Annotated in this window: 25 protein-coding genes; 7 read left to right on the top strand and 18 right to left on the bottom strand. The window is 64.0% G+C overall.

The genetic code is table 11. The features are described 5' to 3' along the window. Window positions 1-42: 42 nt before the first annotated feature. The 7 genes from nrdF to ACZY1I_RS05955 form a co-directional block, all read right to left on the bottom strand. Window positions 43-1,017, bottom strand: coding sequence for a class 1b ribonucleoside-diphosphate reductase subunit beta (nrdF, locus tag ACZY1I_RS05985; RefSeq protein ID WP_463753321.1), 975 nt, complete (start codon window positions 1,015-1,017; stop codon window positions 43-45). Between the two features lie 137 nt (window positions 1,018-1,154). Then, window positions 1,155-1,943, bottom strand: a complete 789-nt coding sequence (locus ACZY1I_RS05980; RefSeq protein ID WP_463753320.1) for an alpha/beta fold hydrolase — start codon at window positions 1,941-1,943, stop codon at window positions 1,155-1,157. A gap of 3 nt (window positions 1,944-1,946) precedes the next feature. Beyond that, complete coding sequence (locus ACZY1I_RS05975; protein ID WP_463753319.1) at window positions 1,947-3,089, bottom strand: glutathione-independent formaldehyde dehydrogenase; 1,143 nt, start codon at window positions 3,087-3,089, stop codon at window positions 1,947-1,949. A gap of 29 nt (window positions 3,090-3,118) precedes the next feature. Beyond that, a complete protein-coding gene (locus tag ACZY1I_RS05970; RefSeq protein WP_463753318.1) occupies window positions 3,119-4,192 on the bottom strand; it encodes a YncE family protein in 1,074 nt (357 codons plus the stop codon). A 77-nt stretch (window positions 4,193-4,269) separates the two neighbouring features. Then, window positions 4,270-5,823 carry a flavin-containing monooxygenase gene (locus tag ACZY1I_RS05965; protein WP_463753317.1) on the bottom strand — a complete coding sequence of 518 codons (1,554 nt, stop codon included), beginning with the start codon at window positions 5,821-5,823 and terminating at the stop codon, window positions 4,270-4,272. Between the two features lie 167 nt (window positions 5,824-5,990). Further along, window positions 5,991-6,743: a TetR/AcrR family transcriptional regulator gene (locus tag ACZY1I_RS05960; protein WP_463753316.1), complete on the bottom strand. Its 753-nt coding sequence runs from the start codon at window positions 6,741-6,743 to the stop codon at window positions 5,991-5,993. Window positions 6,744-6,961: 218 nt separating this feature from the next. After that, a complete protein-coding gene (locus ACZY1I_RS05955; RefSeq protein ID WP_463753315.1) occupies window positions 6,962-7,693 on the bottom strand; it encodes a LysR family substrate-binding domain-containing protein in 732 nt (243 codons plus the stop codon). A gap of 28 nt (window positions 7,694-7,721) precedes the next feature. On the opposite strand from ACZY1I_RS05955, the gene ACZY1I_RS05950 reads away from it, so the two are divergent. After that, window positions 7,722-8,108: a DUF5997 family protein gene (locus tag ACZY1I_RS05950; RefSeq protein WP_463753314.1), complete on the top strand. Its 387-nt coding sequence runs from the start codon at window positions 7,722-7,724 to the stop codon at window positions 8,106-8,108. A gap of 94 nt (window positions 8,109-8,202) precedes the next feature. On the opposite strand, the gene nrdE is transcribed toward ACZY1I_RS05950, so the two are convergent. The 4 genes from nrdE to ACZY1I_RS05930 form a co-directional block, all read right to left on the bottom strand. Continuing rightward, window positions 8,203-10,368, bottom strand: a complete 2,166-nt coding sequence (gene nrdE, locus ACZY1I_RS05945) for a class 1b ribonucleoside-diphosphate reductase subunit alpha (protein WP_463753313.1) — start codon at window positions 10,366-10,368, stop codon at window positions 8,203-8,205. Continuing rightward, window positions 10,338-10,796 (bottom strand): class Ib ribonucleoside-diphosphate reductase assembly flavoprotein NrdI, encoded by a 459-nt coding sequence (gene nrdI, locus ACZY1I_RS05940; RefSeq protein WP_463753312.1) that lies wholly within the window; start codon window positions 10,794-10,796, stop codon window positions 10,338-10,340. Before nrdI ends, nrdE begins: the two co-directional genes overlap by 31 nt. 33 nt (window positions 10,797-10,829) lie before the next feature. Then, window positions 10,830-11,069, bottom strand: a complete 240-nt coding sequence (gene nrdH, locus ACZY1I_RS05935; RefSeq protein WP_463753311.1) for a glutaredoxin-like protein NrdH — start codon at window positions 11,067-11,069, stop codon at window positions 10,830-10,832. 532 nt (window positions 11,070-11,601) lie between these two features. Beyond that, window positions 11,602-12,159 carry an NAD(P)H-dependent oxidoreductase gene (locus ACZY1I_RS05930; RefSeq protein ID WP_463753310.1) on the bottom strand — a complete coding sequence of 186 codons (558 nt, stop codon included), beginning with the start codon at window positions 12,157-12,159 and terminating at the stop codon, window positions 11,602-11,604. 90 nt (window positions 12,160-12,249) lie between these two features. Here ACZY1I_RS05930 and ACZY1I_RS05925 point away from each other — a divergent pair, with 90 nt between their 5' ends. Both ACZY1I_RS05925 and ACZY1I_RS05920 read left to right on the top strand, forming a co-directional pair. Beyond that, window positions 12,250-12,876 carry a TetR/AcrR family transcriptional regulator gene (locus ACZY1I_RS05925; protein ID WP_463753309.1) on the top strand — a complete coding sequence of 209 codons (627 nt, stop codon included), beginning with the start codon at window positions 12,250-12,252 and terminating at the stop codon, window positions 12,874-12,876. 9 nt (window positions 12,877-12,885) lie between these two features. Continuing rightward, window positions 12,886-13,950, top strand: coding sequence for a DNA polymerase IV (locus ACZY1I_RS05920; protein WP_463753308.1), 1,065 nt, complete (start codon window positions 12,886-12,888; stop codon window positions 13,948-13,950). 130 nt (window positions 13,951-14,080) lie between these two features. Here the strand turns inward: ACZY1I_RS05920 and ACZY1I_RS05915 are convergent, their stop codons facing one another. Both ACZY1I_RS05915 and ACZY1I_RS05910 read right to left on the bottom strand, forming a co-directional pair. After that, entirely contained in the window at window positions 14,081-14,950 is an 870-nt protein-coding gene (locus ACZY1I_RS05915) for an SDR family oxidoreductase (RefSeq protein ID WP_463753307.1), read from the bottom strand. A 315-nt stretch (window positions 14,951-15,265) separates the two neighbouring features. Further along, complete coding sequence (locus ACZY1I_RS05910; RefSeq protein ID WP_463753306.1) at window positions 15,266-15,931, bottom strand: TetR/AcrR family transcriptional regulator; 666 nt, start codon at window positions 15,929-15,931, stop codon at window positions 15,266-15,268. A gap of 100 nt (window positions 15,932-16,031) precedes the next feature. Here ACZY1I_RS05910 and ACZY1I_RS05905 point away from each other — a divergent pair, with 100 nt between their 5' ends. Continuing rightward, entirely contained in the window at window positions 16,032-17,510 is a 1,479-nt protein-coding gene (locus ACZY1I_RS05905) for a cytochrome P450 (protein ID WP_463753305.1), read from the top strand. 111 nt (window positions 17,511-17,621) lie between these two features. After that, window positions 17,622-19,415 (top strand): CocE/NonD family hydrolase, encoded by a 1,794-nt coding sequence (locus ACZY1I_RS05900; protein WP_463753534.1) that lies wholly within the window; start codon window positions 17,622-17,624, stop codon window positions 19,413-19,415. A gap of 36 nt (window positions 19,416-19,451) precedes the next feature. Here ACZY1I_RS05900 and ACZY1I_RS05895 read toward each other — a convergent pair whose 3' ends face one another. Continuing rightward, the gene (locus tag ACZY1I_RS05895; protein ID WP_463753304.1) at window positions 19,452-19,955 is read right to left on the bottom strand and encodes a homocitrate synthase; all 504 of its coding nucleotides are present in this window, start codon (window positions 19,953-19,955) and stop codon (window positions 19,452-19,454) included. 761 nt (window positions 19,956-20,716) lie between these two features. Here ACZY1I_RS05895 and ACZY1I_RS05890 point away from each other — a divergent pair. Beyond that, complete coding sequence (locus tag ACZY1I_RS05890) at window positions 20,717-20,872, top strand: hypothetical protein (protein WP_463753303.1); 156 nt, start codon at window positions 20,717-20,719, stop codon at window positions 20,870-20,872. Window positions 20,873-21,033: 161 nt separating this feature from the next. Here ACZY1I_RS05890 and ACZY1I_RS05885 read toward each other — a convergent pair whose 3' ends face one another. The 4 genes from ACZY1I_RS05885 to ACZY1I_RS05870 all read right to left on the bottom strand — a co-directional run bounded on the left by ACZY1I_RS05885 (window position 21,034) and on the right by ACZY1I_RS05870 (window position 25,101). Beyond that, entirely contained in the window at window positions 21,034-21,246 is a 213-nt protein-coding gene (locus tag ACZY1I_RS05885; RefSeq protein ID WP_463753302.1) for a hypothetical protein, read from the bottom strand. 84 nt (window positions 21,247-21,330) lie between these two features. Next, the gene (locus ACZY1I_RS05880; protein WP_463753301.1) at window positions 21,331-22,314 is read right to left on the bottom strand and encodes an anti-sigma factor RsbA family regulatory protein; all 984 of its coding nucleotides are present in this window, start codon (window positions 22,312-22,314) and stop codon (window positions 21,331-21,333) included. Between the two features lie 119 nt (window positions 22,315-22,433). Further along, entirely contained in the window at window positions 22,434-23,903 is a 1,470-nt protein-coding gene (locus ACZY1I_RS05875; protein ID WP_463753300.1) for a FadR/GntR family transcriptional regulator, read from the bottom strand. A gap of 7 nt (window positions 23,904-23,910) precedes the next feature. Continuing rightward, window positions 23,911-25,101: a thiolase family protein gene (locus ACZY1I_RS05870; RefSeq protein ID WP_463753299.1), complete on the bottom strand. Its 1,191-nt coding sequence runs from the start codon at window positions 25,099-25,101 to the stop codon at window positions 23,911-23,913. Between the two features lie 40 nt (window positions 25,102-25,141). Between ACZY1I_RS05870 and ACZY1I_RS05865 the strand changes: the two genes are divergently transcribed. Then, window positions 25,142-25,519, top strand: coding sequence for a Zn-ribbon domain-containing OB-fold protein (locus ACZY1I_RS05865; protein WP_463753298.1), 378 nt, complete (start codon window positions 25,142-25,144; stop codon window positions 25,517-25,519). Window positions 25,520-25,544: the final 25 nt, after the last annotated feature.

Genomic DNA, 25,544 nt, shown 5'->3' with positions numbered 1-25,544 from the left:
AGTGTTACCCGATCGGTGACCGGTCACTCCCGAACTGCGGCTTTAGAAGTCCCAGTCCTCGTCCTCGGTAACAACGGCCTTGCCGATCACGTAGCTCGACCCCGACCCGGAGAAGAAGTCGTGGTTCTCGTCGGCGTTGGGTGAGAGCGCCGACAGAATCGCCGGGTTCACGTTGGTCTCGTCGCGCGGGAACAGAGCCTCGTAACCGAGGTTCATCAACGCCTTGTTGGCGTTGTAGCGCAGGAACTTCTTCACGTCCTCGGTCAGCCCGACGTCGTCGTAGAGGTCCTGGGTGTACTCGACCTCATTGTCGTACAGCTCGAACAGCAGCTCGTAGGTGTAGTCCTTGAGCTCGTTGCGCTTGGCCTCATCTTCCAGAGCCAACCCGCGCTGGTACTTGTAGCCGATGTAGTAGCCGTGCACCGCCTCATCGCGGATGATCAGCCGGATCATGTCGGCGGTGTTGGTCAACTTGGCCCGGCTCGACCAGTACATCGGCAGGTAGAACCCGGAGTAGAACAGGAAGCTCTCCAGCAGCGTGGAGGCCACCTTGCGCTTGAGCGGTTCGTCGCCGCGGTAGTACTCGAGCACGATCTCGGCTTTGCGCTGCAGGTTGGGGTTCTCCTCCGACCAGCGGAACGCGTCGTCGATCTCGGCTGTGGAACACAGCGTGGAGAAGATCTGGCTGTAGCTCTTGGCGTGCACCGACTCCATGAACGCGATGTTGGTGTACACCGCCTCCTCGTGCGGGGTCAGCGCGTCCGGAATCAGGCTGACCGCACCGACGGTGCCCTGGATGGTGTCGAGCATGGTCAGGCCGGTGAAGACCCGCATGGTCAGCTGCTTCTCGTTGGGGGTCAACGTGCCCCAGGACGGGATGTCGTTGGAAACCGGCACCTTCTCGGGCAGCCAGAAGTTGCCGGTCAACCGGTCCCAGACTTCCGCGTCTTTTTCGTCCTGCAGACGGTTCCAGTTGATCGCCGAGACGCGGTCGATCAGCTTTGCATTTCCAGTCACCAGAACCCCACTTCGCCAGGTGCCAATTCGTACCGGCTACGGCCGGACGCGCTTAGGTCTCAGACACTACCCCTGGTGTCCGACAAGCTGACGCAACACAACAAGTTGTGTTTTTCGCGTGTCGCCGCCGTGTCGCCTCATGTCGCTGCCAGAATGAGCTGAGCAGCGCGTTCGGGCTGGTCCCAATGCGGAAAATGGCCGCAGTCGTCGAACCAATGCAACTTGGCGTCCGGGAACAGTTCCAGTGCGCGCTCGGCCTGGCTTGGCAGCGTCACTCGGTCCTTGCGGCCCCATCCGATGATCACTCTGCCGTTCAGCGAGGCTGAGCCTTCCTGCTTCGGCCCGTGGACCAGCGCGTGCAGCGCCTCGTCGACACGCGTGGCGCGGGCGAAGCTGCGTAGCTCCTGCAGCACCAGTTCGGCCGGCAACTGCCACGGCTTCGCCGAGAACTGCAAGAGCAGGGCGGTCCTTCCCACCTTGCTGCTGGTCAGCGCGGGCAGCACCGGTTGAATGTGACGCACCAACCCGATCGACGCCCCGACCGTCGCGCCGAACACCTTCAACTGGTTGTCCGTCCAGAATCCGCCGGGATCAAACGCCACCACTGTCCCGGCGTGGCCGCGGCGGGCCATCTCCAACACCATCCTGGCGCCCATCGAGCTGCCCACCACGTCTACATCGCCGAGTCCGTGTGCGGCAATGAATCCTTGGACGGCATCGGTCAGCGACGCGACGGTCACCTCACCCGACGGAGGCGGGCTGTCGCCGAAGCCGGGCAGATCCACTGCGACGACTTCCCGATGCGTTGACAGCATCGGAAGCACCAAATCCCAGTTGCGCCAGCTGGATCCGAGTCCGTGAACCAGCAGCAACGGCTTGCCGGTCCCCCGGCGGACGAACTTCATGGTCGAGGCGGGACTGGTCACAACTCACCCCTTGCCGGGGTTGAGCACTACCTTTGTCCAGCCCTTATCGCGATTATCGAAGTGGCGGTACGCATCTGGCGCATCGCTCAAACCCAGGTTGTGCGACACCAACTGGGACGGAGTTGCCTTGTCGTGCAATATCAGCTGGCGCAGGTACCGGTTGTAGTTCTTGACGTTGGCCTGACCGGACGCAATTGTCTGCCCCTTGAAGAAGAAGGTGCCGAAGTCGAATGCCATCTTGCCTTCCTTCGCCAATTCGTCTGTGGCGCCGGGGTCTTCGGGCAGGAATACACCCACCACCCCGATCCCGCCGGTCGGCCGGACGACGTCGACGAGCGCGTTCATCGTGATATTCGATCGTTCGGTGCCAGAGGAGTCGTGGGCCTGATAGCCGACAGCTTCCACACCACGGTCCACGCCTTGCCCACCGGTGGCTTCCTTGATGTACTCGACCGGGTCGACTTTGCTCGAATCGACACCGATGGCGCCGAACTTCTCGGCCAGTCCCAACCGTTCGGCGATATGGTCGACGACGAAAACCTGTGCAGCACCTTGAATTTCGGCGGAGTACGCGGCCATGAGCCCAACCGGTCCGGCGCCCCATACCGCGACACTGTCGCCGGGCTGCATTCTGGCCAGCCGGGTTCCGTGCCAGCCGGTCGGGAAGATGTCGGCGAGCATCACGTAGTCGTTCTCTTTATCGACGCTGTCTTCGGGAAGTTGCAACGCATTGAAATCGGCGAACGGTACCCGAAGGTATTCGGCCTGTCCCCCGCTGTAGGGGCCCATATTCGCGTATCCGTACGCGCCGCCGGCCGCGCCGGGGTTGACGGTGAGACAGAAGCCGGTCAGCCCCCGCTCGCAGTTCTCGCAGAATCCGCAACTGACGTTGAACGGCAGGCAGACCCGGTCACCACGCTTGAGGCTCTGCACACCGGAGCCCACCTCGACTATCTCACCGAGGTTTTCGTGACCGATAACGGTTCCCGGTTCCAGCTCCGTGCGACCCTCGTACATGTGCAGGTCAGAGCCGCAGATGTTGGTCGCCGTGATCTTAACGACGGCATCGGTGGGCCGCTCGATCGCGGCATCGGGGACTTCCTCGACCGCTACATCGTGCGCGCCTTTGTATACAACAGCTCTCATGCAGCGGCGAGTACCCGAGCGCCCGCGATTTAACCGGTCGGCACATCGATGATTTGCACGACACCAGCAGACATTCCGGCGATGAACAATCTGCCGGTGTTCGAGTCGACGCTCAGCGTGTAGGGATTCTGCACCGTCGGAAACCGCTGTACGAGTTTGGGATTCGGCTCGCTCATGTCGTAGCCGATGACCTCGTTGGTCCCCGAGGACGCCACCCACAGCCGGTCGCGAGTGGCATCGTAGGCGATACCGTACGGACCGCCCGGCTGGTCGACGCTGGCCACCTCTCGTGGCGTGGGCAACGGGGTGAACACCCGGATCGCGTTGCCGCGGGTGTCGGTCGCGATCATCCTCCCGTGCCGATCGGCGACCAGATGCGTTGGTCCCGAGCCCGCCGGCGTCGAACCCAGGATGGTCAGCCGATCGGCGTCGTACACCGTGAGATCGTTCTTGCGGACATCCAGCACACCGACGGCGGTTCCGGTGGCCGCCGAGCCGGCCGGCTGGACGCTGTCGGTGAAGACCTTCACAATCTGTTCGCCGCGCAGCACTGTCACCGTGCCGCCAAGCTCATTGGCGACGAAGACGGTGCCGTTGGATGCCTCAACGGCGTCGTGGGGCTCGGTGCCGGTTTTGATCGGCGCTTGCGCCGGCCCCTGCGGCAGATTGACCCGCACCAGGGAATCCGCAGACTCCACCGGCACCAGCACCGGACCACCCGGTGCCGCGAGTTGGAGATGACGAACCCTGCCCGGCAACGGGATTCGGTGATTGATGGCGCCGGACTCCGCATCCATCAGGACCAATTCGTTAGGGTCGTGAGTCGCGACGGCGACCGTGCGCGTTCGTGCGTCGACCACGATGCCTTCTGGCGTATTGCCTACCGGGATGGTCCGTCCGATCGGCGTCTCGCTGCGAAGCGATGGCCCTTTTTGCGGTTCAGCCGCCGACGGCAACCCATTGGCCGGTGGCCGATCGCCCTCGGTGGGCACTCCGGCCGGCAGCATTCCGGTGGTGGTCACCCCGGCGTGCATCGACGCAGCGTCGTTGTGGCCGCACGCGGTGACCGTGAGCGCGACCAGAATGGCCCACAGCTTCCGCATCACCCGGCAGTAGTACCACTGGTTGGGTCAATCCAACCCCAGTGTCCGAGCGTGTGTGCCGGCTAACAACTCCCGCGCTATGCGACCACCGCGGCGCGCTTAGCCCCGGAGCCGTTGCCGACCGCGAGGAACTCGTACTCGGCGGGCTTGATCTTGCGGGTGTCCCGCCAGTACTGCCAGGTGTAGCCGCCCCAGAGCACCGTATTCCTGCCGTGCTCGTCGAGATACCAACTGGCGCAGCCACCGCTGTTCCACACCGAGCGGGAGAGCTGCTTCTGTAGCTCCTCGTTGAACCGGTCCTGAGCTTCGCGCGTCGGAGCCAGCGCCTGCGCACCGCGCTTGTCGCACTTGGCAATTGCGTCGGCCACATAGCGGATCTGGGATTCGATCATGAACACGACCGAGTTGTGGCCCAGGCCGGTGTTCGGGCCGAGCAGGAAGAACAGGTTGGGCATGTTCGCGACGGTGATGCCCCAGTGCGCGCCGATGCCCTCGGTGTTCCACCGGTCCACCAGGTCCTCGCCGCCGCGTCCCTTGATCTGGACGTGGGTGTAGGAGTCGGTGACGTGGAAGCCGGTGGCGTAGACGATCACATCGGCCGGCCGTTCCCGACCGTCGTCGGTGACGATCCCGTCCTTCGTGATCCGGCTGATTCCCTCGGTGATCACCTCGGCGTTCGGGCTGGCCAGTGCTGCGTAATATTTCGAGGAATTCAGAATGCGCTTGCAGCCGATGCGGTAGTTAGGCACCAGTTTGCGACGCAGCTCGCGATCTCGCACCGCACGGAAGATATTCCACTTGCAGTACACCTCAATGAATTTCAGTGCGTTGGGGCGCTTGGTCATGCCGAATGCCAGCGCCTCCTGTCCCCAATAGATCACCAGTCGCACCAACGCCCGCAGACCGGGGACGTTCTCCATCGCCGAGCGCAGCGACTTCGGAATCTCCGGGTTGGAGCGCGGCACCACCCACGGCGGAGTGCGTTGGTAGAGCTGAAGTTCGGCGACGTCGCCGACGATCTCGGGCACGATCTGGATCGCGCTTGCACCCGTGCCGATGATGGCCACCCGCTTGCCGGTGATATCGACGCTGTGGTCCCACTGCGCGGAGTGGAAGGCGGCACCGCCGAAGTCCTCGCGGCCTTCTATGTTCGGGAAGGACGGGATATGCAGCGCTCCGGCCCCCGAGACCAGGAACTGGCCGACGTACTCACGCCCGTCGGTGGTGAACACATGCCACCGGTATTCGTCGTCGTCCCAGTAGGCGCGGTCGACCGTCGAATTGAACTCGACGTAGCGGCGCAGCCCGTACTTCTCGGTGACTCCCTTGAGGTAATCCCAGATCTCGGGCTGGAAGGAGAAGGGGTTCTTCCAGTCCGGCTTCGGCTCGAACGAGAAGGAGTAAAGGTGTGACGGGATGTCGCAGGCGCAGCCGGGGTAGCTGTTGTCGCGCCAGGTGCCGCCAATGTCGCCGGCCTTCTCCAGGATGAGGAAATCCACCCCCTGCTTCTGCAGCGCGATGGCCATACCCAGGCCGGAGAAACCGGTGCCGATGATGATGGTGCGGGTGTGTATCGGCTTGCCCTGCGGTTTCGCGGCTTCCTCAGTGGCCGGGGACACGACATCAGTCATGGTGGGACTCTCCTGTTGTGGCCGGTGTTGGCGGGTGCGTCCGCGGGAAACAGGCGCCTACCTGCACTGCAGATACCCGGTCGTCGGGATGTAGATACCCAGTACCCCGGGTATCGGGTATATCCGAGTGTTGCCCATCGCCACAGCGATGTCAACGCGGTCCGAACTCAGGGCCGCGGGGCAGCCAGGGCGTGGTGGATGGGCTTGTCGGGATCCAGGTTGATGCCCATCGTTTCGGCGGTGCCGATGATGATGCCCATCATGATGGTCGTCAGCTGGGTGACGAACTGCTCACGCGTCATGGCGCGTGGACTGTCCGGCTCGGGACCCAGCCACCATTCGGTGGCCGACGCCGCGCACCCGAACGCGGAGAACGCGGCGAGTTCCATCGCCGCCTTATTCAACTCCATGTCGCGAAGTTCGTTACTGAACATCTCGGCGATGGTCAGCGTGATCTCGCGCCCTTCATTGAAGGTCCGCACCGTTTCCTTGGACTGCGCGCTGGAGCTGCCCCCGATATAGACCCGCATCACGTTGGGGTGCTGGTCAAGCAGGCTGACGAACTCTTCGACGGCACGCTGGATGACCTGACGCGCCGAGTCGGTGGCCAGGTTGATCGACGGGAAGATCGCACCCCACAACATGTCGCGCAGTCGTTCCCCGATGGCTAGGAACAGGTCGGACTTGTCGGTGAAATGCCGGTAGATCTTCGGCTTGGCAGTGCCGGCCTCCTCGGCGATCTCGCGCACACTGAGCTCGGGACCCAACCGGTCGATCGCCCGGAAAGCCGCGTCGACGATCTCGGCGCGCACCTTTTTGCGATGTTCGCGCCAGCGTTCGCTGCGCGCGTCGACTTTCACCCCGGGCTTCGGTGCCGAGGGATGAGGTATCGGTATAGAGGGTCGGGGCACTCTCACCACGTCAAGCACCATACCGTGTTGCGGCCGCTGACCAGGGCAGACCCACAGTGGTCGCCACGTCTGAGCTAAGTCGGACCGCCCGCGCCGCCGGAACGACGACCACTGATGACGGAATCGCACGTGCCGCGGTCCCTAACGGTGGCATGCAATTTTCCGCCCGCACCGGCGAACACCTAGGGCAAGCGGATCGACGCCGGCGCGGTTTGGCGCCAATGAGGTCAGCGTCGGCCGCGTTCGGCTCGGGCGGGCTTGCTGGCCGCTTTGCCCGCGGCGGCGCGGGCAGCCTGCTTGGCGAGGGACTTCTCTCGCGCAGTGCGTTTGGGCGCCGGTTGGGTCCGCCCGCGCGATGAAGTGGGTTTGCGGCCGCGCACCACACCGATGAGTTCCTCAACCAATTCCGGCTGCGGCCCTTCTAGGATCGCGAGCGCCACGGCGCAAGTGGGCGCATCGGTGATCGGGCGGTAGGTGAGGTCCTTGCGGTGGTACAGCCGCGCCAGTGATTGCGGAACGATGAGCGCACCCATCCCCGCCGCGACTAGTTCTATTGCTTCATTGGTGGTTTCGGGTCGGTGGTCGACCCGGATTCCGGGGACCTGCGCCCAGGCAAGGACGTCGTCGAGTGGCAGCAGGACCGGCTCGTCGTCGAGGTCCGTGGCGGTGATTTCATCGACCGCGGTGAGCAGATGACCGGCCGGCACCACGGCCACCGTCGTCTCCTCGTACAGGGGTATGACAGCCAGGTCGGTGGTGTCCGCCGGCAACCGAAGCATCGCCGCGTCGACGACGCCGTTCCGCAAATGGGCAACCGCGTCCGCCGCGGCAACGGGGTGTAGCCGCAGCGGGACCTCCGGGTGCCGCTCAGCCCAGATCCTGGCCCACTTCGCCGGCGTCGCGCCCGGGACGTACCCGAGGGTCAAGCAGGGCGGAGTGGGCAGTGAGGGCGAGGCCACAGCACCAGGCTAGCGATAGGCTGCTGCCATGAGCAGGCCTAGCGCGCAGTCGATGAAGCCGGCCACCGCGGCGAAGAAGCTGGACGTCTACCTACCCGCGACGCCCGCCGAATTCCAGGCAAGCGCGATCACCCGCGCCGAACTCGCAGCCCTGCACGCGGATCCGCCGCAGTGGCTCGAGACACTGCGCAAGGAGGGGCCGCATCCGAAGAACCTGGTGGCGGCCAAGCTGCGCGTCTCAATCTCCGGCCTCGCCCGCGGCGGCATCGTCGACGCGCTCACCACCGAACAGATCGACGCGCTGCTCAAGGACAAGCCGGAGTGGCTGGTCGCCGAGCGCGAAAGCTACCGAGCGGTGCTGAACGAGCAGCGGCGCATCAAGGCGGCGCATGCGGAAAACGCTCGGGAGAGCTGACCTGCGCCTCGCGGTGTCAAGGCGCAGTAAGTGTCCGACCCCCGCAGGAGTGTCAGGAAATGAGTGACCCGTTTTCTACATTTCCTTGCGCTGCTTAAAGCATGCAGCTGACGCAGCCCTCGACCTCGGTCCCCTCCAGCGCCATCTGACGCAGTCGGATGTAGTAAAGCGTCTTGATCCCCTTGCGCCACGCGTAAATCTGCGCCTTATTGACGTCGCGGGTGGTGGCCGTGTCCTTGAAGAACAACGTCAGCGACAGCCCCTGATCCACATGCTGGGTGGCCGCGGCATAGGTGTCGATGATCTTCTCGTAGCCGATCTCGTACGCGTCCTGGTAGTACTCCAGGTTCTCGTTGGTCATGAACGGCGCCGGGTAATAGACGCGGCCGATCTTGCCTTCCTTGCGGATCTCCACCCGCGACACGATCGGGTGGATCGACGACGTGGAGTGGTTGATGTAGGAGATCGACCCGGTGGGCGGCACCGCCTGCAGGTTCTGGTTGTAAATGCCGTGCTTCTGTACCGACTCCTTGAGCCGCTTCCAGTCGTCCTGGTTCGGGATCCGGATGCCCGCGTCGGCGAAGAGCTGGCGCACCTTCTCGGTCGCCGGCTCCCAGGCCTCGTCGGTGTACTTGTCGAAGAACTCTCCCGACGCGTACTTGGACCGCTCGAAACCCTTGAAGTGCGAACCACGTTCGATCGCAATCCGGTTCGACGCCCGCAGCGCGTGGTAGAGCACCGAATAGAAGTAGATGTTGGTGAAGTCGATGCCTTCTTCGGATCCGTAGAAGATGCCTTCGCGAGCCAGGTAACCGTGCAGGTTCATCTGCCCGAGCCCGATCGCGTGGGAGTCGTTGTTGCCCTGCTCGATTGACGGCACAGAGGTGATGTGCGTCTGGTCGCTCACTGCGGTCAGCGCGCGGATCGAGACCTCGATCGTCTGGGCGAAGTCCGGCGAGTCCATCGTCTTAGCGATGTTCAGTGACCCCAGGTTGCACGAAATGTCCTTGCCCACTTTGGCATAGGACAGGTCGTCGTTGAACAACGATGGCGTGGACACCTGCAGGATCTCCGAGCACAGGTTCGAGTGGGTGATCTTGCCCTCGATGGGGTTGGCCCGATTCACCGTGTCCTCATACATGATGTACGGATAGCCGGACTCGAACTGCAGCTCGGCGAGCGTCTGAAAGAACTCCCGCGCCTTGATCTTGGTCTTGCGGATGCGGCCGTCGTCGACCATCTCGTAGTACTTTTCGGTCACCGAGATGTCGGCGAACGCCACTCCGTAGACCCGCTCCACGTCATAGGGCGAGAACAGGTACATGTCTTCGTTGTTCTTGGCCAGCTCGAAGGTGATGTCCGGAATCACCACGCCCAGGCTCAGCGTCTTGATCCGGATCTTCTCGTCGGCGTTTTCCCGCTTGGTGTCCAGGAAGCGGTAGATGTCGGGGTGGTGGGCGTTGAGGTACACCGCGCCGGCACCCTGGCGCGCACCGAGTTGGTTGGCGTAGGAGAAGGAGTCCTCGAGCAGCTTCATGATCGGGATGACGCCCGACGACTGGTTCTCGATGTTCTTGATCGGCGCGCCGTGCTCACGAATGTTACTGAGCAGCAACGCAACTCCGCCGCCGCGCTTGGACAGCTGCAGCGCGGAGTTGATCGAGCGCCCGATCGACTCCATGTTGTCCTCGATACGAAGCAAGAAGCAGCTCACCGGCTCGCCGCGCTGCTTCTTGCCCGAGTTCAAGAACGTCGGGGTGGCCGGCTGGAAACGACCATCGATGATCTCATCCACCAGCTTTTCAGCCAGTCCAGTGTCGCCGGAGGCCAACGTGAGCGCGACCATGACGACCCGGTCTTCGAAGCGCTCCAGGAAGCGCTTCCCGTCGAACGTCTTCAGCGTGTAGGAGGTGTAGTACTTGAACGCGCCCAGGAACGTCGGGAAACGGAACTTCTTGGCGTAGGCCCGGTCCAGCAGCGTTTTGACGAAGTTGCGCGAGTACTGGTCGAGGACCTCACGCTCGTAGTAGTCCTTTTGGATCAGGTAGTCGAGCTTCTCGTCCTGATTGTGGAAGAAGACGGTGTTCTGGTTGACGTGCTCCAGGAAGTACTGGCGCGCGGCGAGCACGTCTTTGTCGAACTGAATCTTGCCGTCGGCGTCGTACAGATTCAGCATCGCGTTGAGCGCGTGGTAATCCGTTTCGCCGGTATCAGCGTGCTTGCCGGAGGTTACAGGCTCTGCAATGACGGTTGGTGACACGTCTTTTCCTTCCAAAATTCGGCAAGACCCTCGCGGACGGCGGCTACGTCGTCCTCGGTGCCCATCAGTTCGAAGCGGTAGAGGTATGGAACGTCGCACTTACGGGCGACCACATTGCCCGCGTACGCGAATTCAGCACCGAAGTTGTTGTTGCCCGCGGCGATGACGCCCCGAATCAACGACCGGTTGTGCTCGTTGTTCAAAAAGGCAATGACCTGCTTGGGGACGTAGCCACCATCGTTGATGTTCGGGGTGACTCGCCCGCCGCCGTACGTGGGCAGAACCAGCACGTACGGCTCGTCAACCTCAATGCGGCCATGCAGCGGAATCCGCGTCGCCGGAACACCCAGCTTCTGCACGAAGCGATGGGTGTTCTCCGAGACGCTGGAGAAATAGACCAGATTGCAGTTGGGTTCCGTGATCTCCATGGCACCGCAACCCCCTGTCTGATTACTTAGGCACTAGGCGCTGATCGCGGAATCGGCGAGTGCCTTGATGCGGTCGGGCCGGAACCCGGACCAGTGGTCGCTCTCGGTCACCACAACGGGAGCCTGCAGGTAGCCGAGGGCCATCACATAGTCGCGCGCCTCGGTGTCCAAGGTGATGTCGACCTTTGTGTATGTGACGCCCTGCTTGTCCAGCGCCTTATAGGTGGCGACGCACTGCACGCAAGCGGGCTTGGTGTAAACGGTGATGCTCATGGGCGTACCGCTCCTTATACGTAGGTGGGAGGTTAACGGGACTGGCAACGACTTGGGCAATACATATGCACTTTGTTCAGCGCTCCGGCGGGCTCCCAGATTCCCGTCCTGTGGCGACTTTCCCGGGCCGGCCAGGCTCGAGATGTCCGCCGATTCCGGGAAGCTCGTCGTGCCCCGCTTGGCCGGTCGGGACTCGGTGAACCTGGGATCTGCCGGTCTGCGAAACACTACACCTAGGGGGTGACTACGAGAAGAGCTACTACATGTTCTGAATAACATTTCTGAAATTCGCAGGTCGTAAGCTATCTGTGCGCACGTCTTCGGCGTGTCGCAGATCACAGTCTTAGATCCGGCGAAGATGGCCGGGAGACCCGAGCTAAGCATGAACTGAGGTATATCAGCGGCCACCGACAAGTTCGGTCCGCAACTGCGGGCCTCTATAGCCAGCAAAGCCGCCGACGAAACTGTCGGCGGCTTTGACTAGAGCTTTTGCTGCGTCGTAGTCCGCTCGTGGCGACCCCGGACTACAGGGTCAGCCCACCTCGGCGGCGAGCTTGCCGACCACGTCACGCACGTTCTCCGACAACTCCGCATTCTCCGCCGGAGCGCTGCCACCCAATGTCTTAAACGGCACCGAAAGCTTGATCGACTCGACCACGCGGGCCCCCGCGATGCCAAAAGACTTACGGGTGTCGTCATGCGCCCACACCCCGCCGTACTGCCCAAAGGAGCCGCCGACTACCGCCAACGGCTTGCCCTTCAATGCACCGTCGCCGAACGGGCGCGACAACCAGTCGATCGCGTTCTTCACCACAGCGGGCATGGTGCCGTTGTATTCCGGCGTCACCACCAGCGCGGCGTCGGCATCGGCCGCCGCGGCGCGCAGCGCGGACACCGCAGCTGGTTCGTCGACCTTTGCGCCGACGGCAGGGTCAATGTCGTCGCTATAGAAAGGCAACTCCCCCAGCCCGTCGAACACGGTCACCACTACGCCCTCCGGGGCCACCTGGGCCGCGAGTTCGGCGATCTGCCGGTTGACCGAACCGGTGCGCAAACTGCCCACCAGCGCCACGACCTTGATATCAGGCATTTCCTCATCCCCTTTGGTTGTTGATCTACATCTTCGCATCAATCAAGCGGACTATAGTCCGTTTTATTCCGGTCACGTTACAGTGCAGGAGTGAGCGGCATCGAGGAGCTGGGCAGACTGCCCCTTTCCACCCCGCAGGACCTGGCGCCGGAGCCGCTTGGCGAACGCAGTGACGCCGCCCGCAACCGGGCCCTGCTACTCGAGGCGGCGCGCCGCTTGGTCACCAGCCGCGGCGCGGACGCGGTGACCATGGACGATATCGCCGCGGCCGCCGGCGTCGGAAAAGGCACCCTGTTCCGCCGCTTCGGCAGCCGGGCCGGTCTGATGATGGTGCTGATCGACGAGGACGAAAAGGCCAGCCAGCAGGCATTTCTGTTCGGCCCGCCGCCACTGGGACCCGATGCGCCACCGTTGGATCGGCTGGTCGCTTTCGGACGGGAGCGGATCTGCTTCGCGCACACCCACCACCAGTTGCTGTCCGCCGCCAACCGTGATCCGCACATGCGCCACGTAGGTGCGGCCGCCGTCCAACGCACCCACGTCCGAGTGCTGCTGCAAGCGGCACATACCACCGGTGACCTCGATGTCCAGACCGACGCACTGCTGGCCCTACTCGACGCCGACTACATCGAGCACCAGCTCAACGAGGGCGGCCACACTCAGGAAACCCTTGCCGAGGCATGGGCGAGTCTGGCCCGTAAGTTGTGCGGACGCTGAGCCGGTCCCTTGTCGACCGACGATCCCGACACGACAAAGCGCTGGATCCTGCACGTCGACCTCGACCAGTTTCTGGCATCCGTCGAACTGCGCCGTCATCCCGAATTGGCCGGGCTGCCAGTGATTGTCGGCGGCAGCGGCGATCCGACCGAGCCGCGCAAGGTCGTCACCTGCGCCTCCTATGAGGCTCGCGAGTTCGGGGTGCACGCGGGCATGCCGTTGCGCGCCGCCGCGCGCCGCTGTCCTGATGCCACGTTCCTGCCGTCCGATCCGGCCGCCTACGACGAGGCCTCAGATCAGGTGATGGGCTTGTTGCGCGACCTGGGTCATCCGGTCGAGGTGTGGGGCTGGGACGAGGCCTATATCGGGGTGGCGGCGGGCGTGACAGCCGACCCCACCGATCTTGCCGAACGGATCCGTACCGTGGTGCTGGCCGAAACCGGGTTGTCCTGCTCGGTCGGCATCAGCGACAACAAGCAGCGCGCGAAGGTCGCCACCGGTTTCGCCAAACCGGCCGGGATCTTCACGGTCACCGAAGCGAATTGGATGACGCTGATGGCCGAGCGCCCAGTAGACGCACTGTGGGGTGTGGGTCCCAAGACAGCGAAAAGGCTTGCGACCCTTGGGGTGACAACCGTTCGGCAGCTCGCCCACAGCGACGGCGAACTACTCACATCCACCTTTGGTCCACGCACCGGGCTGTGGTTGCTACTGCTGGCGAAGGGCGGCGGCGATACCGAAGTCAGCGCCAAGCCGTGGGTTCCGCGCTCGCGCAGTCATGTCGTCACCTTTCCGCGCGACCTCACCGATCGCAGCGAAATGGATTCGGCAATAACGGAATTGGCTCTCAAGACGTTGGCCGACGTAGTGGCCGAAGGGCGCATCGCCTACCGCGTCGCCGTCACCGTGCGAACCGCGACCTTCTACACGCGCACCAAGATCCGCAAGCTGGAAGCGCCGACCACCGACGCCGCCGTCATCACCGCAGCCGCACTGAGCATCCTGGGCTTATTCGAACTGGACCGTCCGATCCGCTTGCTCGGCGTACGACTGGAACTCGAGATGCCCAGCTGAGCACGCGCCGGCAGCACCGAGAATGCTTGGACTGCAACGAGACTGAACTGACCGCAGCGAGACCACAGTAATCGCGACGACACTGCGCTAGCGGTGCCAATTTGCCGCGAAATGCGTTCGCCGACCGACGTCACCGAGTCGGCGGGCCCGGCCGCAATGCCCGGGTGAAGATCGCATTGACCTGACTCATGGACACACTGTAGGGCCACCAGGCAAACCGCTTGAAGGCGTACAGCGCACGGATATCCTGCGACGTGTAGATCAGGTAACGGTTCTTTGCCACGCCGGCCAAGATCTTGGCCGCAGCCCGCTCCGGCGACACGGCGTGACCGCTGAAGCGGTCAACCCAACGGGCGACCTGCGGATCACTGCGGTCGACGCCGGCGATCTCCACTGTGCCGACCAGCGGGGTCTTCACCGCCCCGGGCACCACCACCGACACCCCGATGCGGTGCCGCGCGAGATCGAAACGCAACACCTCGGAAAGTCCGCGCAGGCCGAATTTGCTGGCACTGTAGGCCGCATGCCAGGGCAGCGCCACCAACCCGGCAGCCGAGGACACATTGACCACGTGCCCACCGCGGCGGGCCGCCACCATCGCTGGGACGAACGTCTCGATGACGTGGATCGGTCCCATCAGATTGATCGCGATCATCTTGTTCCACTGCTCGTGGCTCAGTCTGTCCACGGTGCCCCACGCCGAAACGCCGGCGATGTTGAGTACGACGTCCATGCTGTGGTGCGCGGCGTGGATGTCGGCCGCGAACGCGGCCACCTGGGCGTAATCGGAGATGTCCAGAACCCGGTGCGCGGGTACGTCCGCGCCCAATGCGCGGGCGTCGGCCACGGTGTGCGACAAACCCTCGGCGTCACGGTCGGTCAGATACAGTTCGGCGCCCTGCTCGGCAAGTCGTAAAGCGGTGGCGCGGCCGATACCGCTGGCCGCGCCCGTCACAAAACAACGCTTACCTGCGTAATACCCGGAGCCTCTTTGCGCCATGGTCGCGACGATACCGGCGGTATCGAATCGGCTGGGAGCGGGCAGCCAGAGACTCCGGAAATCAGTTGAGCAAAATACGAGACAAGACCGGCTCACGCCCGCTAACGTTATTTACGTACACGTCAAAAGGTTCACCGCCGCCTAGCGGCGCGAATCGATGGCCATAGTCTCCGACCCTCCGGCGGCACCCCGAATTGCCTGCGGGAGGGTCGGTTCGGGCCTACGGGCCCAACCCAGGCGCCGGTCCATCAGCTTGTTCGCAAGTCGGTGGATCGGCGCCGGGACCAGTACTGGCTGATCACCCGAGCCCCGCCGCTACTTCGCCGCCCCCGCCCAGAACGAACCGACCCACATATCCGCCAGCACCCGCATGCGGCGCTCGATGTCGTGATCCTCGCCGACCACGAACGGGTCCCCGGTCAGCGACAGTGCAGTGATGGCCAGCAGCGTCCGAACCAGCGTCGGCACGTCATCACTGATCGGTTTTGCCGTGCCTGCTCGCACCTCTGCCTCGATCAGGCCCAGGACCGCACGAAGTAACTCCTGGAACAACCGCTCGACGATCACGCCGATCTCGGCGTCTTGATAACGGGCGGCATTGCAGGCCGTCATGACCGGATCGTTGTGGGAATACACCAGCGTCGCGCTCTGGACCATCCGATACGCGAACTGCTCTGGCGACTCGCCCGGCGGACGCGGCGCGAAGTGCTGGGTGCGTTCCTGAAGTTCGTTGGCAGCCTCAGCCAGAACCTGGGCGAGCACGGAGTATTTGGATTCGAAGTAGAAGTAGAAGCCCGACCTCGCCACCCCGGCGCGCTTGCTGATGGTGCTCACCGACAGTTCGGAAAACGGCAGCTCTTCCATCAGATCGCGCATCGCGTCGATGATGGCCTGCCGGTGCCGATCGCCGCGACGTCGAGCGACCGTCGAACCCCAGTCGGCAGCGCCGACAGCGTCAGTCACACCAGAACCATGCACCATGCCACCTCGAAAGCAAACTTGACAGTTGTCAATTCTACTCCAATTATGGGTGCTACAGGTCACAGTGTCAGCCCGTAGCGGGGGCCGCAAAGGAGCGTCCATGGCAACCATCAGTACGCCGGCATATCTTCTTGACCAGGCGCAACGCCGATTCACGCCGTCGTTCAACAACTTTCCGGGCATGGGCCTGGTGGAACGTCAGTTGCGCAAGACGCAGTTCCCGGAGCGAAAGCTGGCAGACCCGCCGCCAGGAAGCGGGCTCAAGCCCGTGCTAGGGGACGCCGGTCTGCCAATTCTCGGGCACCTGATCGAGCTCTTGCGCGGCGGACCCGAGTACCTGCAGTTTCTGTACGAAACGCAGGGCCCCGTCATCTTCGGGGACTCCCCCATCTTGCCGAGCGTGGTGGCGCTGGGCCCCGACGCTGCCCAAACCATCTACTCCAATCGCACCAAGGACTTCTCTCAGCAGGGTTGGGTCCCGGTGATCGGGCCGTTCTTCCGTCGCGGGCTGATGCTGCTCGACTTCGAAGAGCACATGTTCCACCGGCGGATCATGCAGGAGGCGTTCGTCCGCACCCGGCTTGTCGGCTACGTCGGGCAGATGGACCAGGTGGTCTCGCAGGTGATCGCCAACGACTGGGTGGCCGACGATGCACGCTTCCTGCTGTATCCCGCGATGAAGGAACTCACCCTCGACATCGCGTCGATGGTGTTCATGGGCCACGAACCCGGCACCGACCACGAACTGGTCACGAAGGTGAACAGGGCATTCACCACCACCACCCGAGCCGGCAACGCGATCATCCGTTCCGCTGTACCGCCGTTCACCTGGTGGCGCGGCATCAAGGCGCGCGAACTACTGGAAAATTACTTTGCGGACCGGGTCAAGGAGCAACGCGCCAAGGAAGGCGACGACCTGCTGTCGGTGTTGTGCCGCACCGAAGACGAGGACGGCAACCGGTTCTCCGACGAAGACATCATCAACCACATGATCTTCCTGATGATGGCCGCCCACGACACGTCCACGTCGACGGCCACCACCATGGCCTACAACCTGGCTCGACACCCCGAGTGGCAGCAACGTTGCCGCGACGAATCGGACCGCCTGGGCGACGGCCCGCTCGATATCGAGGCGCTGGAGAAGCTGGAGTCGCTCGACCTGGTGCTCAACGAGTCGATCCGGTTGGTGACGCCCGTGCAATGGGGAATGCGTCAGACGGTGCGCGACACCGACCTGCTCGGCTACTACATTCCCAAGGGCACCAACGTCATCGCGTATCCCGGGTTGAACCATCGCCTGCCCGAATTCTGGACTGACCCATTGAAATTCGACCCGGACCGGTTTACCGAGCCGCGTAATGAGCACAAGCGGCACCGGTATGCGTTCACACCGTTCGGCGGCGGCGCACACAAGTGCATCGGCATGATGTTCGGCCAGTTGGAAGTCAAGACGATCATGCACCGGTTGCTGCGCCGCTATCGGATCGAGCTCCCCCGGGCCGACTATGAGCCGCGCTGGGATTACGCCGGCATGCCGATCCCGATGGACGGTATGCCGATCGTGCTGCGCCCGCTGTAGGCACAGATGACGACGCTGCGAGCCAGGCTGAACGCCGCGGCAGGACGTGCTCGCCGCAGAAGCCCGTCTCCGTTCGAACCGGAATGGACGCCACCGCCGGCGCAGTTCGGCGTGAGCATCCGGCACAACGTCGCGGTGCCGATGAGCGACGGCGTCGACCTCCGCGTCGATATCCACTACCCCACGGTGCCCGAAACCGGCGAAGCCGCCGCCGGGCCATTCCCGGTGCTGCTGTCGATCACGCCCTACGGCAAGAAGGCGCCACCACCAGCGGCGCAGATAGGCGGCGGCGCCGCCCCGTACCTGATCAAACGCGGCTACATCGAGGTGATGGTCGACGTACGCGGGACCGGCGCCTCGGGCGGCTGTTTCGAGATGTTCGGCGATCGGCAGGTGCACGACGGGGTCGAGTTGGTGCAGTGGGCGGCCGGGCTGCCCAACGCCAACGGCCGCGTCGGCATGGTGGGAATCTCCTACCTGGCGATCAACCAGCTGTTCACCGCAGCCGCAGTCGGCCCGGAGTCGCCGCTGAAAGCGATATTTCCGGCGATGGCCGCCCGCGATTTCTACCGCGATGCCGCGGCGATGGGCGGGGTGCCGCACTTGCGCACGGTGCGGGCCTACGGGGCGGTTTACAACCTGCTCAACGTGGTCAATCCGACGCTGGAGTTGTTCAAACGCGGCGGGCACTCCCGACCGAGATCGGGTGGCTTCGCCGCGGTTCGGCAGCGCGGACGCGATCAGCGGCAATATTTCCGGCCGCTGATCGCCGATACGATCGCCGGCGGCGAGACCGCCTTCGACGGCCCGTTCTGGGACGCGATGCGACCGGCACTGGTGTTGCCCAAGATCGTCGAAAACGGCGTCGCGACCTTCCTGGTCGCAGGTTGGCACGATGCTTTCCAGCGGGGCGCGCCACTGAACTATGCGGCGCTGCAGAACGCATCCACCGGCCGGCCGGACGAATCCCCCATGCAGCCCGGCCAACCGGTGTCTGACCGGATACGACTGATGGCCGGCCCGTGGTATCACGTGTCGGACTTCGGCGGACTGCATCTCAACGCGGTGCAGTTGCGCTGGTTCGACTATTGGCTCAAAGACGACCCCGACGCGGCCATTTCCGGTGCGCCACTGACCTTTCAAGCGATCGGTAGCTCGCGGTGGTTCCGCTCTGACAACTATCCACTGGCTGAGGCGACACCCACCCGCTTCTATCTGTCCAATTCCGGCCAGTTGAACCGGGAAAGCGCACCCAACACCACGACGGCGACCCTCAACTATGTGAAGCGCGGCCCGGTGTCCGGCCGAAGTCTGGAGCAGTGGACGCTGGGAATGAACAGTTTCATGTTCTCCCAGCGCGGCCGCAGCATCCGGTACGACCAGGACAACCGCCGCCTGCAACGCGGCGCCCTCACCTACAACACCGAACCGTTCGCCGATGAGGTGTTGGTAGCCGGACCTATCGCCCTGACGATTCACGCGGCTGCCACCACGACGGAGACACTGTGGGTCGCCCATCTCGACGACGTCTCACCCGACGGAGCCAGCCGCCCGCTCACCCAGGGCGCTCTGCTCGGTTCGCACCGTGAGCTGGACCCGGAACGAACCTGGTATTTACCGGACGGCACAGTGCTGCGACCGCATCACGTGAGCACCCGATCAGCCGCCAAGCCTGTCGTGCCGGGCGAAGTGACCCGCTACGACATGGAGATCTTCCCGACCGCCGCGCTGATCGCCGCTGGTCACCGGCTACGGCTGACGGTCACCACCTACGACTTTCCGCATCTGGTGCCGAACAGGCCTTCGCGCCGCGCGCTGGAAGGCGGGCGCTACCAGCTACACCAGGGCGGGCCGACGCCGTCGCACATCGTCATCCCGTTGGTCGATCCGGACGCGGTGAGCTGAACCTGGCCGACAGCGCAAGCCGGCTGGCCTACGCTGTCAGTCCATCAACCTGTTCGCGCACGCGATCACCGCGCGCAGCGCGGATTGCGTCGAATCGTCCGCCCAGCCCATCGCCCACTCGGCGCGGGCACCGTCGGTGCCGCGGATGAAGGTCGCGGTCTGATCGGCTGCGTGCATCTGGTGAAACTTCAATGTTTCCAACCTGATTCCGCGCTCGTGCAGCATCGCGGTGAGCGCCGCGACCGGTCCGCCCGCGGCCGCGGTGGAGGTGCTGATTCGATCACCAACGGCAAGCACCGCCCGGTAATTGCGGGCTTGCGGACCTAACCGCGCGGCTGGTCGCTCGGCGTCGGTGCACGCCCACTGCCCGAGTCGGAGCGGCCCGGCGGTGTGGTTATAGGCGGCGACGAAGCATTCCCATGACATGGTGTCGGCCTGTTCTCGCAGGCCGTGCGGCAGTGCCATACCGAAGTGGAATCCGAACCAAGCATTTGCAGATGGTTCGAGATTCGGCGAAAGGTTCGATGAGGAGAAATTCATGGTGCCGGTCTTCTCTGGCTTGAAGGAGCGACCGACGGTAGTAGCTTCCGACCCACAGCGGGGGGTCGGTCTGGATCAGACCCCGCTGCGGGTGCTAGCTACTACGGCACTCTCGAAAAGACGCACGAGCGGTGACACTAGACCTCAGGCCGCGCGCTTCGCAAGTGCTTTTCGGAGGCATCGGAAGCAATATCCTCGGATCGCCTTGAATTCATTCCAAAACGGCTCGCGACCCGCGGCGATGGCGATAGCATCCCGATAGCGGTGAAATTGGCTGGCTGGTCAGATGCAGCAAACGAAGGCGCCGACGTTGTCCGCGCGAAGAGCAAGATGCTGCGGTCACTTCGGATGGCTGTCGCGGTGTGCTCGCGGGAGCGCTGACGGTGACACCGGCGCATCGGCCCCACCGTGGATAACGTCGGGGGACCCGCTGGGGACCGCTGCTTTGGCAGCCGGTTCCCAGCGGGCCGGCGGATGCGCCCCGCCCCGCATGTGGACCGGGCGATCGCGACGCGCGGCACCGGAACCAGCAAATGGACGTTGCCAGCGGTGGGTGCAACCGAATCCATGAGCTCGAGACCGCGGTGACCTGATTGTGCCGCCCTGTCCCACCGTCGCCGAAAACCAAACGACGAATAGGTTGCCAAACCGTCAATTTCTTCGGTGAAAGCCTACCCACTCGACTGTGACGCAGATAACATCTTCCATCAGCGCCAGTCGCTGCTGGCGCATGTGCAATACGCGCGAGAAGGGCACAACTCATGAGCGCAATCACCAAGCAGTCGCGGACCGTCCGGATCGCCGGTGCCGTGCTGGTCGCCGCGTTCGCCTTCGGGGCCGCCGGCTGCCTCAAACAGCCGGTTGCTCCGGTTCCGGTGGCGCCGCCCGCCACGGAGGCGCCGGCGCCAGACCGGTAAAGGTGACAGCGCCAGAGTAGGCCCGCCGCCAGGCGTCATTCCGCCAACAACTGCCGGTCGTTAATTGCGTCCGGAGGCTTGCTCGCGCTTGACCAGATTTGAGTTAATCCGTTGTTGCCCAATTGATTTGGTGCGCCAAGTGGTATAAATTAGCCTCTGCGTCAATTGCAGTCCTCGGTCTGCGGCTTGGCGCCTTGCAACGCCACGTAAACGCATAAAGGAAGGGCGCGACCGATGAACACAATGAGCACCAGAACGCGAGCCGCCAAGATCGTGGGCGCCGTACTGATAGCTGCGTTTGCAGTTGCGGCGGCGGGTTGCACTCCGGCCAACAAGCCGATCAGCCCGGCACCGGTGGCCCCGACGGAAACCATTCCTCCGGGCACGTCTTAAACGCGGCCGGACATTTACAGCGGAAGCGCGACGAACTGCCGGCTTCCGCTGTAACTGGTCGCGCGCTAAGACATCAAATCCCGCGACGGATTCAGTCGCAGGTAGGCCTGAATAGTAGTGCCGTTCATGGCGGTGTGCGTGCGCACCAAATCCGCCATTGCATTGACCAGATACAGGCCCCGACTCGCGGTACCGCTGGCACTCGGAGGCGTCAGGCCCACAAAGGGATCGTCGAGCCGTCCGCCGTCACGGGCCTCGCACACCAGATGTTCGTTCTGTCGCCAGAAAGCGAGCTGGCAGGCGCCCCCGGTGTACTGCAGGCTGTTGGTGGCCAATTCGGTGGCGATCATCTGCAGATCTTCCAGACCTTCGCTGGACAATCCCACCCAACCGGCGTAATCGGCCGCGAAGGACCGGGCCGGCCGCAGGTCGGCGCTCTTTCGCACGGTGTAGGTCACCGCGCCGGGATGCAGCGGCAGCGGCTGATTGCATTGGGCCAGGACGGCATCTGGGGAGTAGTTGGAGCTGCGATACGCCGATCCGCACTTCCACAACAGCGGATGCGTGCTGCGGGCACCGGCCAGAGTCTCGTCGCTGAACTGGGTCGCGTCATAGAGGCACAGGGCCATCACGTTCCGGTTCTTCAGCGCTCCGTTGACCAACGCCTCGTGCTCCATGCACGCAAGACGCTCGTCGACGGTGCGGCCGGGCCAGACCAGCTGACTCACGATACGCACCGGCCGATCCGGGTAGCGGTCGGCGAACGCGGCCTCCATCGCCAGGAACCGTCTTGGGTTGCGCGCTGCTTCGGTGATGTCAATCAGTCGTAGTTCGGCGTCAGATCCGGCTCGGGCCGCGCACAATTCCGGCCCCAACAGCGCCAGCCGGTCACGGGGTACCGCGACCAATACCGGCTCGTTCACTGCAAATCCGTCGGCCGCGAACCGGACCACAAAATCCAGGCATTCACGTTCGGTCTGATAGAAGAGCGCGGAATGGAGAAACCCCCGCTGGCGGAGATCCTGTCCAGTCCCGGTCGTGATGGTCATTCGGCGCTCCCGCGTGTCAAACGCCGGCACTCTGCTGTACCGGCGATTCGCTTGAACATTCCTGTACCCAAGAATGGGCTTTGCTATGCGCGTCATGTGTCATTTCCAGCGAGTTTCTTTTACAGCCACCACGCCGCCGCGGCATCTAGGTGACGCCGGATCCGGTAGCAGGCAAGACTGTCGTCGCCGGAGGCGACCGCTTCGAGGATTCGCAGGTGAGCGTGTTCGACGGCGATGAGGTCGGTCCCCGCTTGCTGGGCGGGACCAGTGCTGGTCCAGTGCCGGCCGAACAACTCGACGATGATCCGCAGAAAGAGCTCGAGCACCGCGTTTCCGGCCAGTTCCGCCAGGCCGACATGGAAACGAAATTCCTCGACAGCTGCCCGGCGAACATCGGCGGTGGATTGCGCCGGCGTATCGGTCAGCGGCTTGAGGAAGGCGGCCACTTCGTCGTCGGTATCCCGCGCGCCGAGCTTGGCGACAACCTTCGCAATATTGTCCACCTCGATCGCGTCTCGTACACAGCGCAGGTCCTCGCGGCTCGGCCTGCGGTACTGCAGGTAGAGCGCAATGGTGTCGATGCTGGCTTGCGCGCGCGGCTTGGCCACCACCAAACCGCCGCCGGGCCCGCGCCGCATGTGTGCGACCGCGTGATATTCCAGCAGACGTACCGCTTCCCGCAATGTCGCGCGGCTGACCCGGTAGCGATCCAGCAGCGCCGCCTCGGTACCGAAGACAGAACCGACCTGCCAGCCACTGGCGGCGATACCGTCGGCGATGTTGGCAGCCAGCCCTTCGGCGAGCTTGCCGCTGGGCGTCTCGGATTCGGGCCGCGCGTTACGCGCCTTGTCCCGGCCGGCCCGCGTGGCCTGGTGCCGCTGCAGCCACGAGGTCACCTCTTGGACGTGTCGCTCGCTGAGCGTCTTGGCACGTGCGGAATCGCCCGCGGTGACGGCGGCGACGATATCCGCGTGATCCCCACGCATCTGGTGTGCAGCCTCCACTGCCTCGGCCGCGGATGCTGTCTTCGATGTCCTGGCGTAGCGCTTGGTAAGCCTCATCAGAACGTCGATAAACAATTGCAAGACAGGGTTTTTCGACTCCTCAGCGAGCGCGATGTGGAACTCGCGCCTCGGCGCGGGCAGGCCGGGCCGCCACTGTTGTTCGGCACGCAGGACCGCCCTCAGTCGGTCGATTCCGGGCTCGTCGATGTGCTCGGCGGCCAGCGCGGCAGCCAACGGCTCGAGCACCAGTCGCGCATTGAGCAGATCGCTCAACGTCGTGCCCAGATATTCGAGATAGATGACGACAGCGCGGGTTGCCGGGCCGGCATCGGGTTCACAGATGAGCAATCCGCCATTGGGTCCGCGGCGCATCCGGGCAACCTGATGGTGCTCCACGAGGCGAACGGCTTCGCGCAGCACCGATCGGCTCACCCCATACCGTTGTTGCAGAGCTGATTCCGAACCCAGCGATTCCCCGATCGCCCAGCCCCGACGGACAATGTCCGCCTCGATGCAGCGAGCGATCTTCGCGGCTCGCTTGTCCGCCCGGACAGGGTCCGGCTCGGCGTTCTGGCCAACAGTCACAGCCGGCTCAGCAAGTGAGCAACATGCATCCCGCGACCGGGCCGCCGCCGACGGAAACCACGCCAACCTCTGGCCGCTGCGTCACCTGGCGCTCCCCCGCCTCTCCGCGCAGCTGCAACAACCCTTCGTGCAACGCCCAGTACCCATGCATGCGCCCAGCCGAAAGCTGTCCGCCGTAGGTGTTGAGTGGCAGTCGGCCGTCACGGGCAATGTGTGCGCCGCCCTCGACGAACGGGCCGGCTTCACCGTCCCCGCATATCCCGAGAGCCTCCAGCCAAGCGAGAGTCAGATAGGTAAACCCGTCATACAACTGGGCGACCTGGATGTCGGCAGGCGTCAGTTCCGTGCGCGACCACATCTGCGCCGTCGCGTCCGACATCGCCATCTTCGGGTAGTCGTCGCGGTGGAACCAGCCGCCGGCGCCATTGGAACCGCCGATCGCCTCGACCGCCACGGCACGGTGCGGGCAGTCGCGGGCGTACTCTGCGTGGGAGACCACCACCGCGATCGAACCGTCAATGGGCACATCGCAATCCAGCAGCCCGAACGGCGTCGACACCAACCGCGCACCCAAATAGTCGGCCATCGTCATCGGATCGCGGTAGACGGCACGGGGATTCAGAGCCGCATTGCGCCTGCCATTCAACGCAATCCAGCCCAGCTGCTCTTTGGTGGTGCCATACAGATCCATATGGCGGCGGCAGTGCAGCGCGAGCCAGTTCGCGGCCGAATAGGCATGGGCCGCAATGAGATCGTTGATGTCGTCCATCGCCCCGACCGCAGGCGGTTCTTCGCCCTTTGGCGTCTCGAACATGCGCGCCAGCGGCGGCGCGGGCGCATCCTTGTCTTGCGGGAGTACGGTGCCCCCCAGCATCTGGATGGTCCGGTAAACCACGACGTGGCGGGCGCGTCGCTCGGTGACCGCACGGCAGGCCGACATCACCGGACTCAACAGCCCGCCGGTGCCGAATCCGCTGCCACAGTCGGCGGCGTCGATTCCTAGTTCGGCGTTGACTTCGGCCGCCGGAGTATCACCGAGGGTCGCGATGCCATCGATGTCGCCCGCGGCCAGGCCCGCGTCGTCGATCGCGGCCCGCACCGCCTCCATCGTGAGATCCCGCCCCGGAATCCCGGTGCGGCGGCCGATCCGCGAAATGCCGTTGCCGGACAAGATCGCGTCTTTTTCGAAGTAGTTCATCTGCACCGTCCGTCGGACCTAATGCGCCGGATACACCGATATGTCGGAACCAATTGAGTGTACTGTATTGGTCGTGTCAGCCGAGTCGAGCTCCCCACTGCTGATTGAACACTGCGAGCACTGCGCGCGCTGGGTGCATCCCGCTACCGGCGAATGCCGTGACTGCGGCGCCAAACTGGTGGCAACACCGGTGGCCGGCGACGGCACGGTGTTCACCTACACCGTCAACCATCACCCGTACAACCCGGAAATCCCAACCCCGTATGTGATCGCGCTCGTCGAACTCAGTGACCAGAGCGGTCTACTTGTCGCCGCCAATATCGTTGACTGCGAACCCGATTCGGTGACGTCCGGGATGAAGGTTGCCCTCCTCCCGGAGAAGGGCACCGGCGGCGCCCCGCAGTTCGCCCCCGCCTAGCCGATCGCTGCGCCCGGCTTACGCC

This window comes from Mycobacterium sp. IDUB_37 (assembly GCF_055419245.1).
The sequence above is the reverse complement of the archived record's forward strand: the minus strand, read 5'-3'. Positions and strand labels throughout refer to the sequence as shown.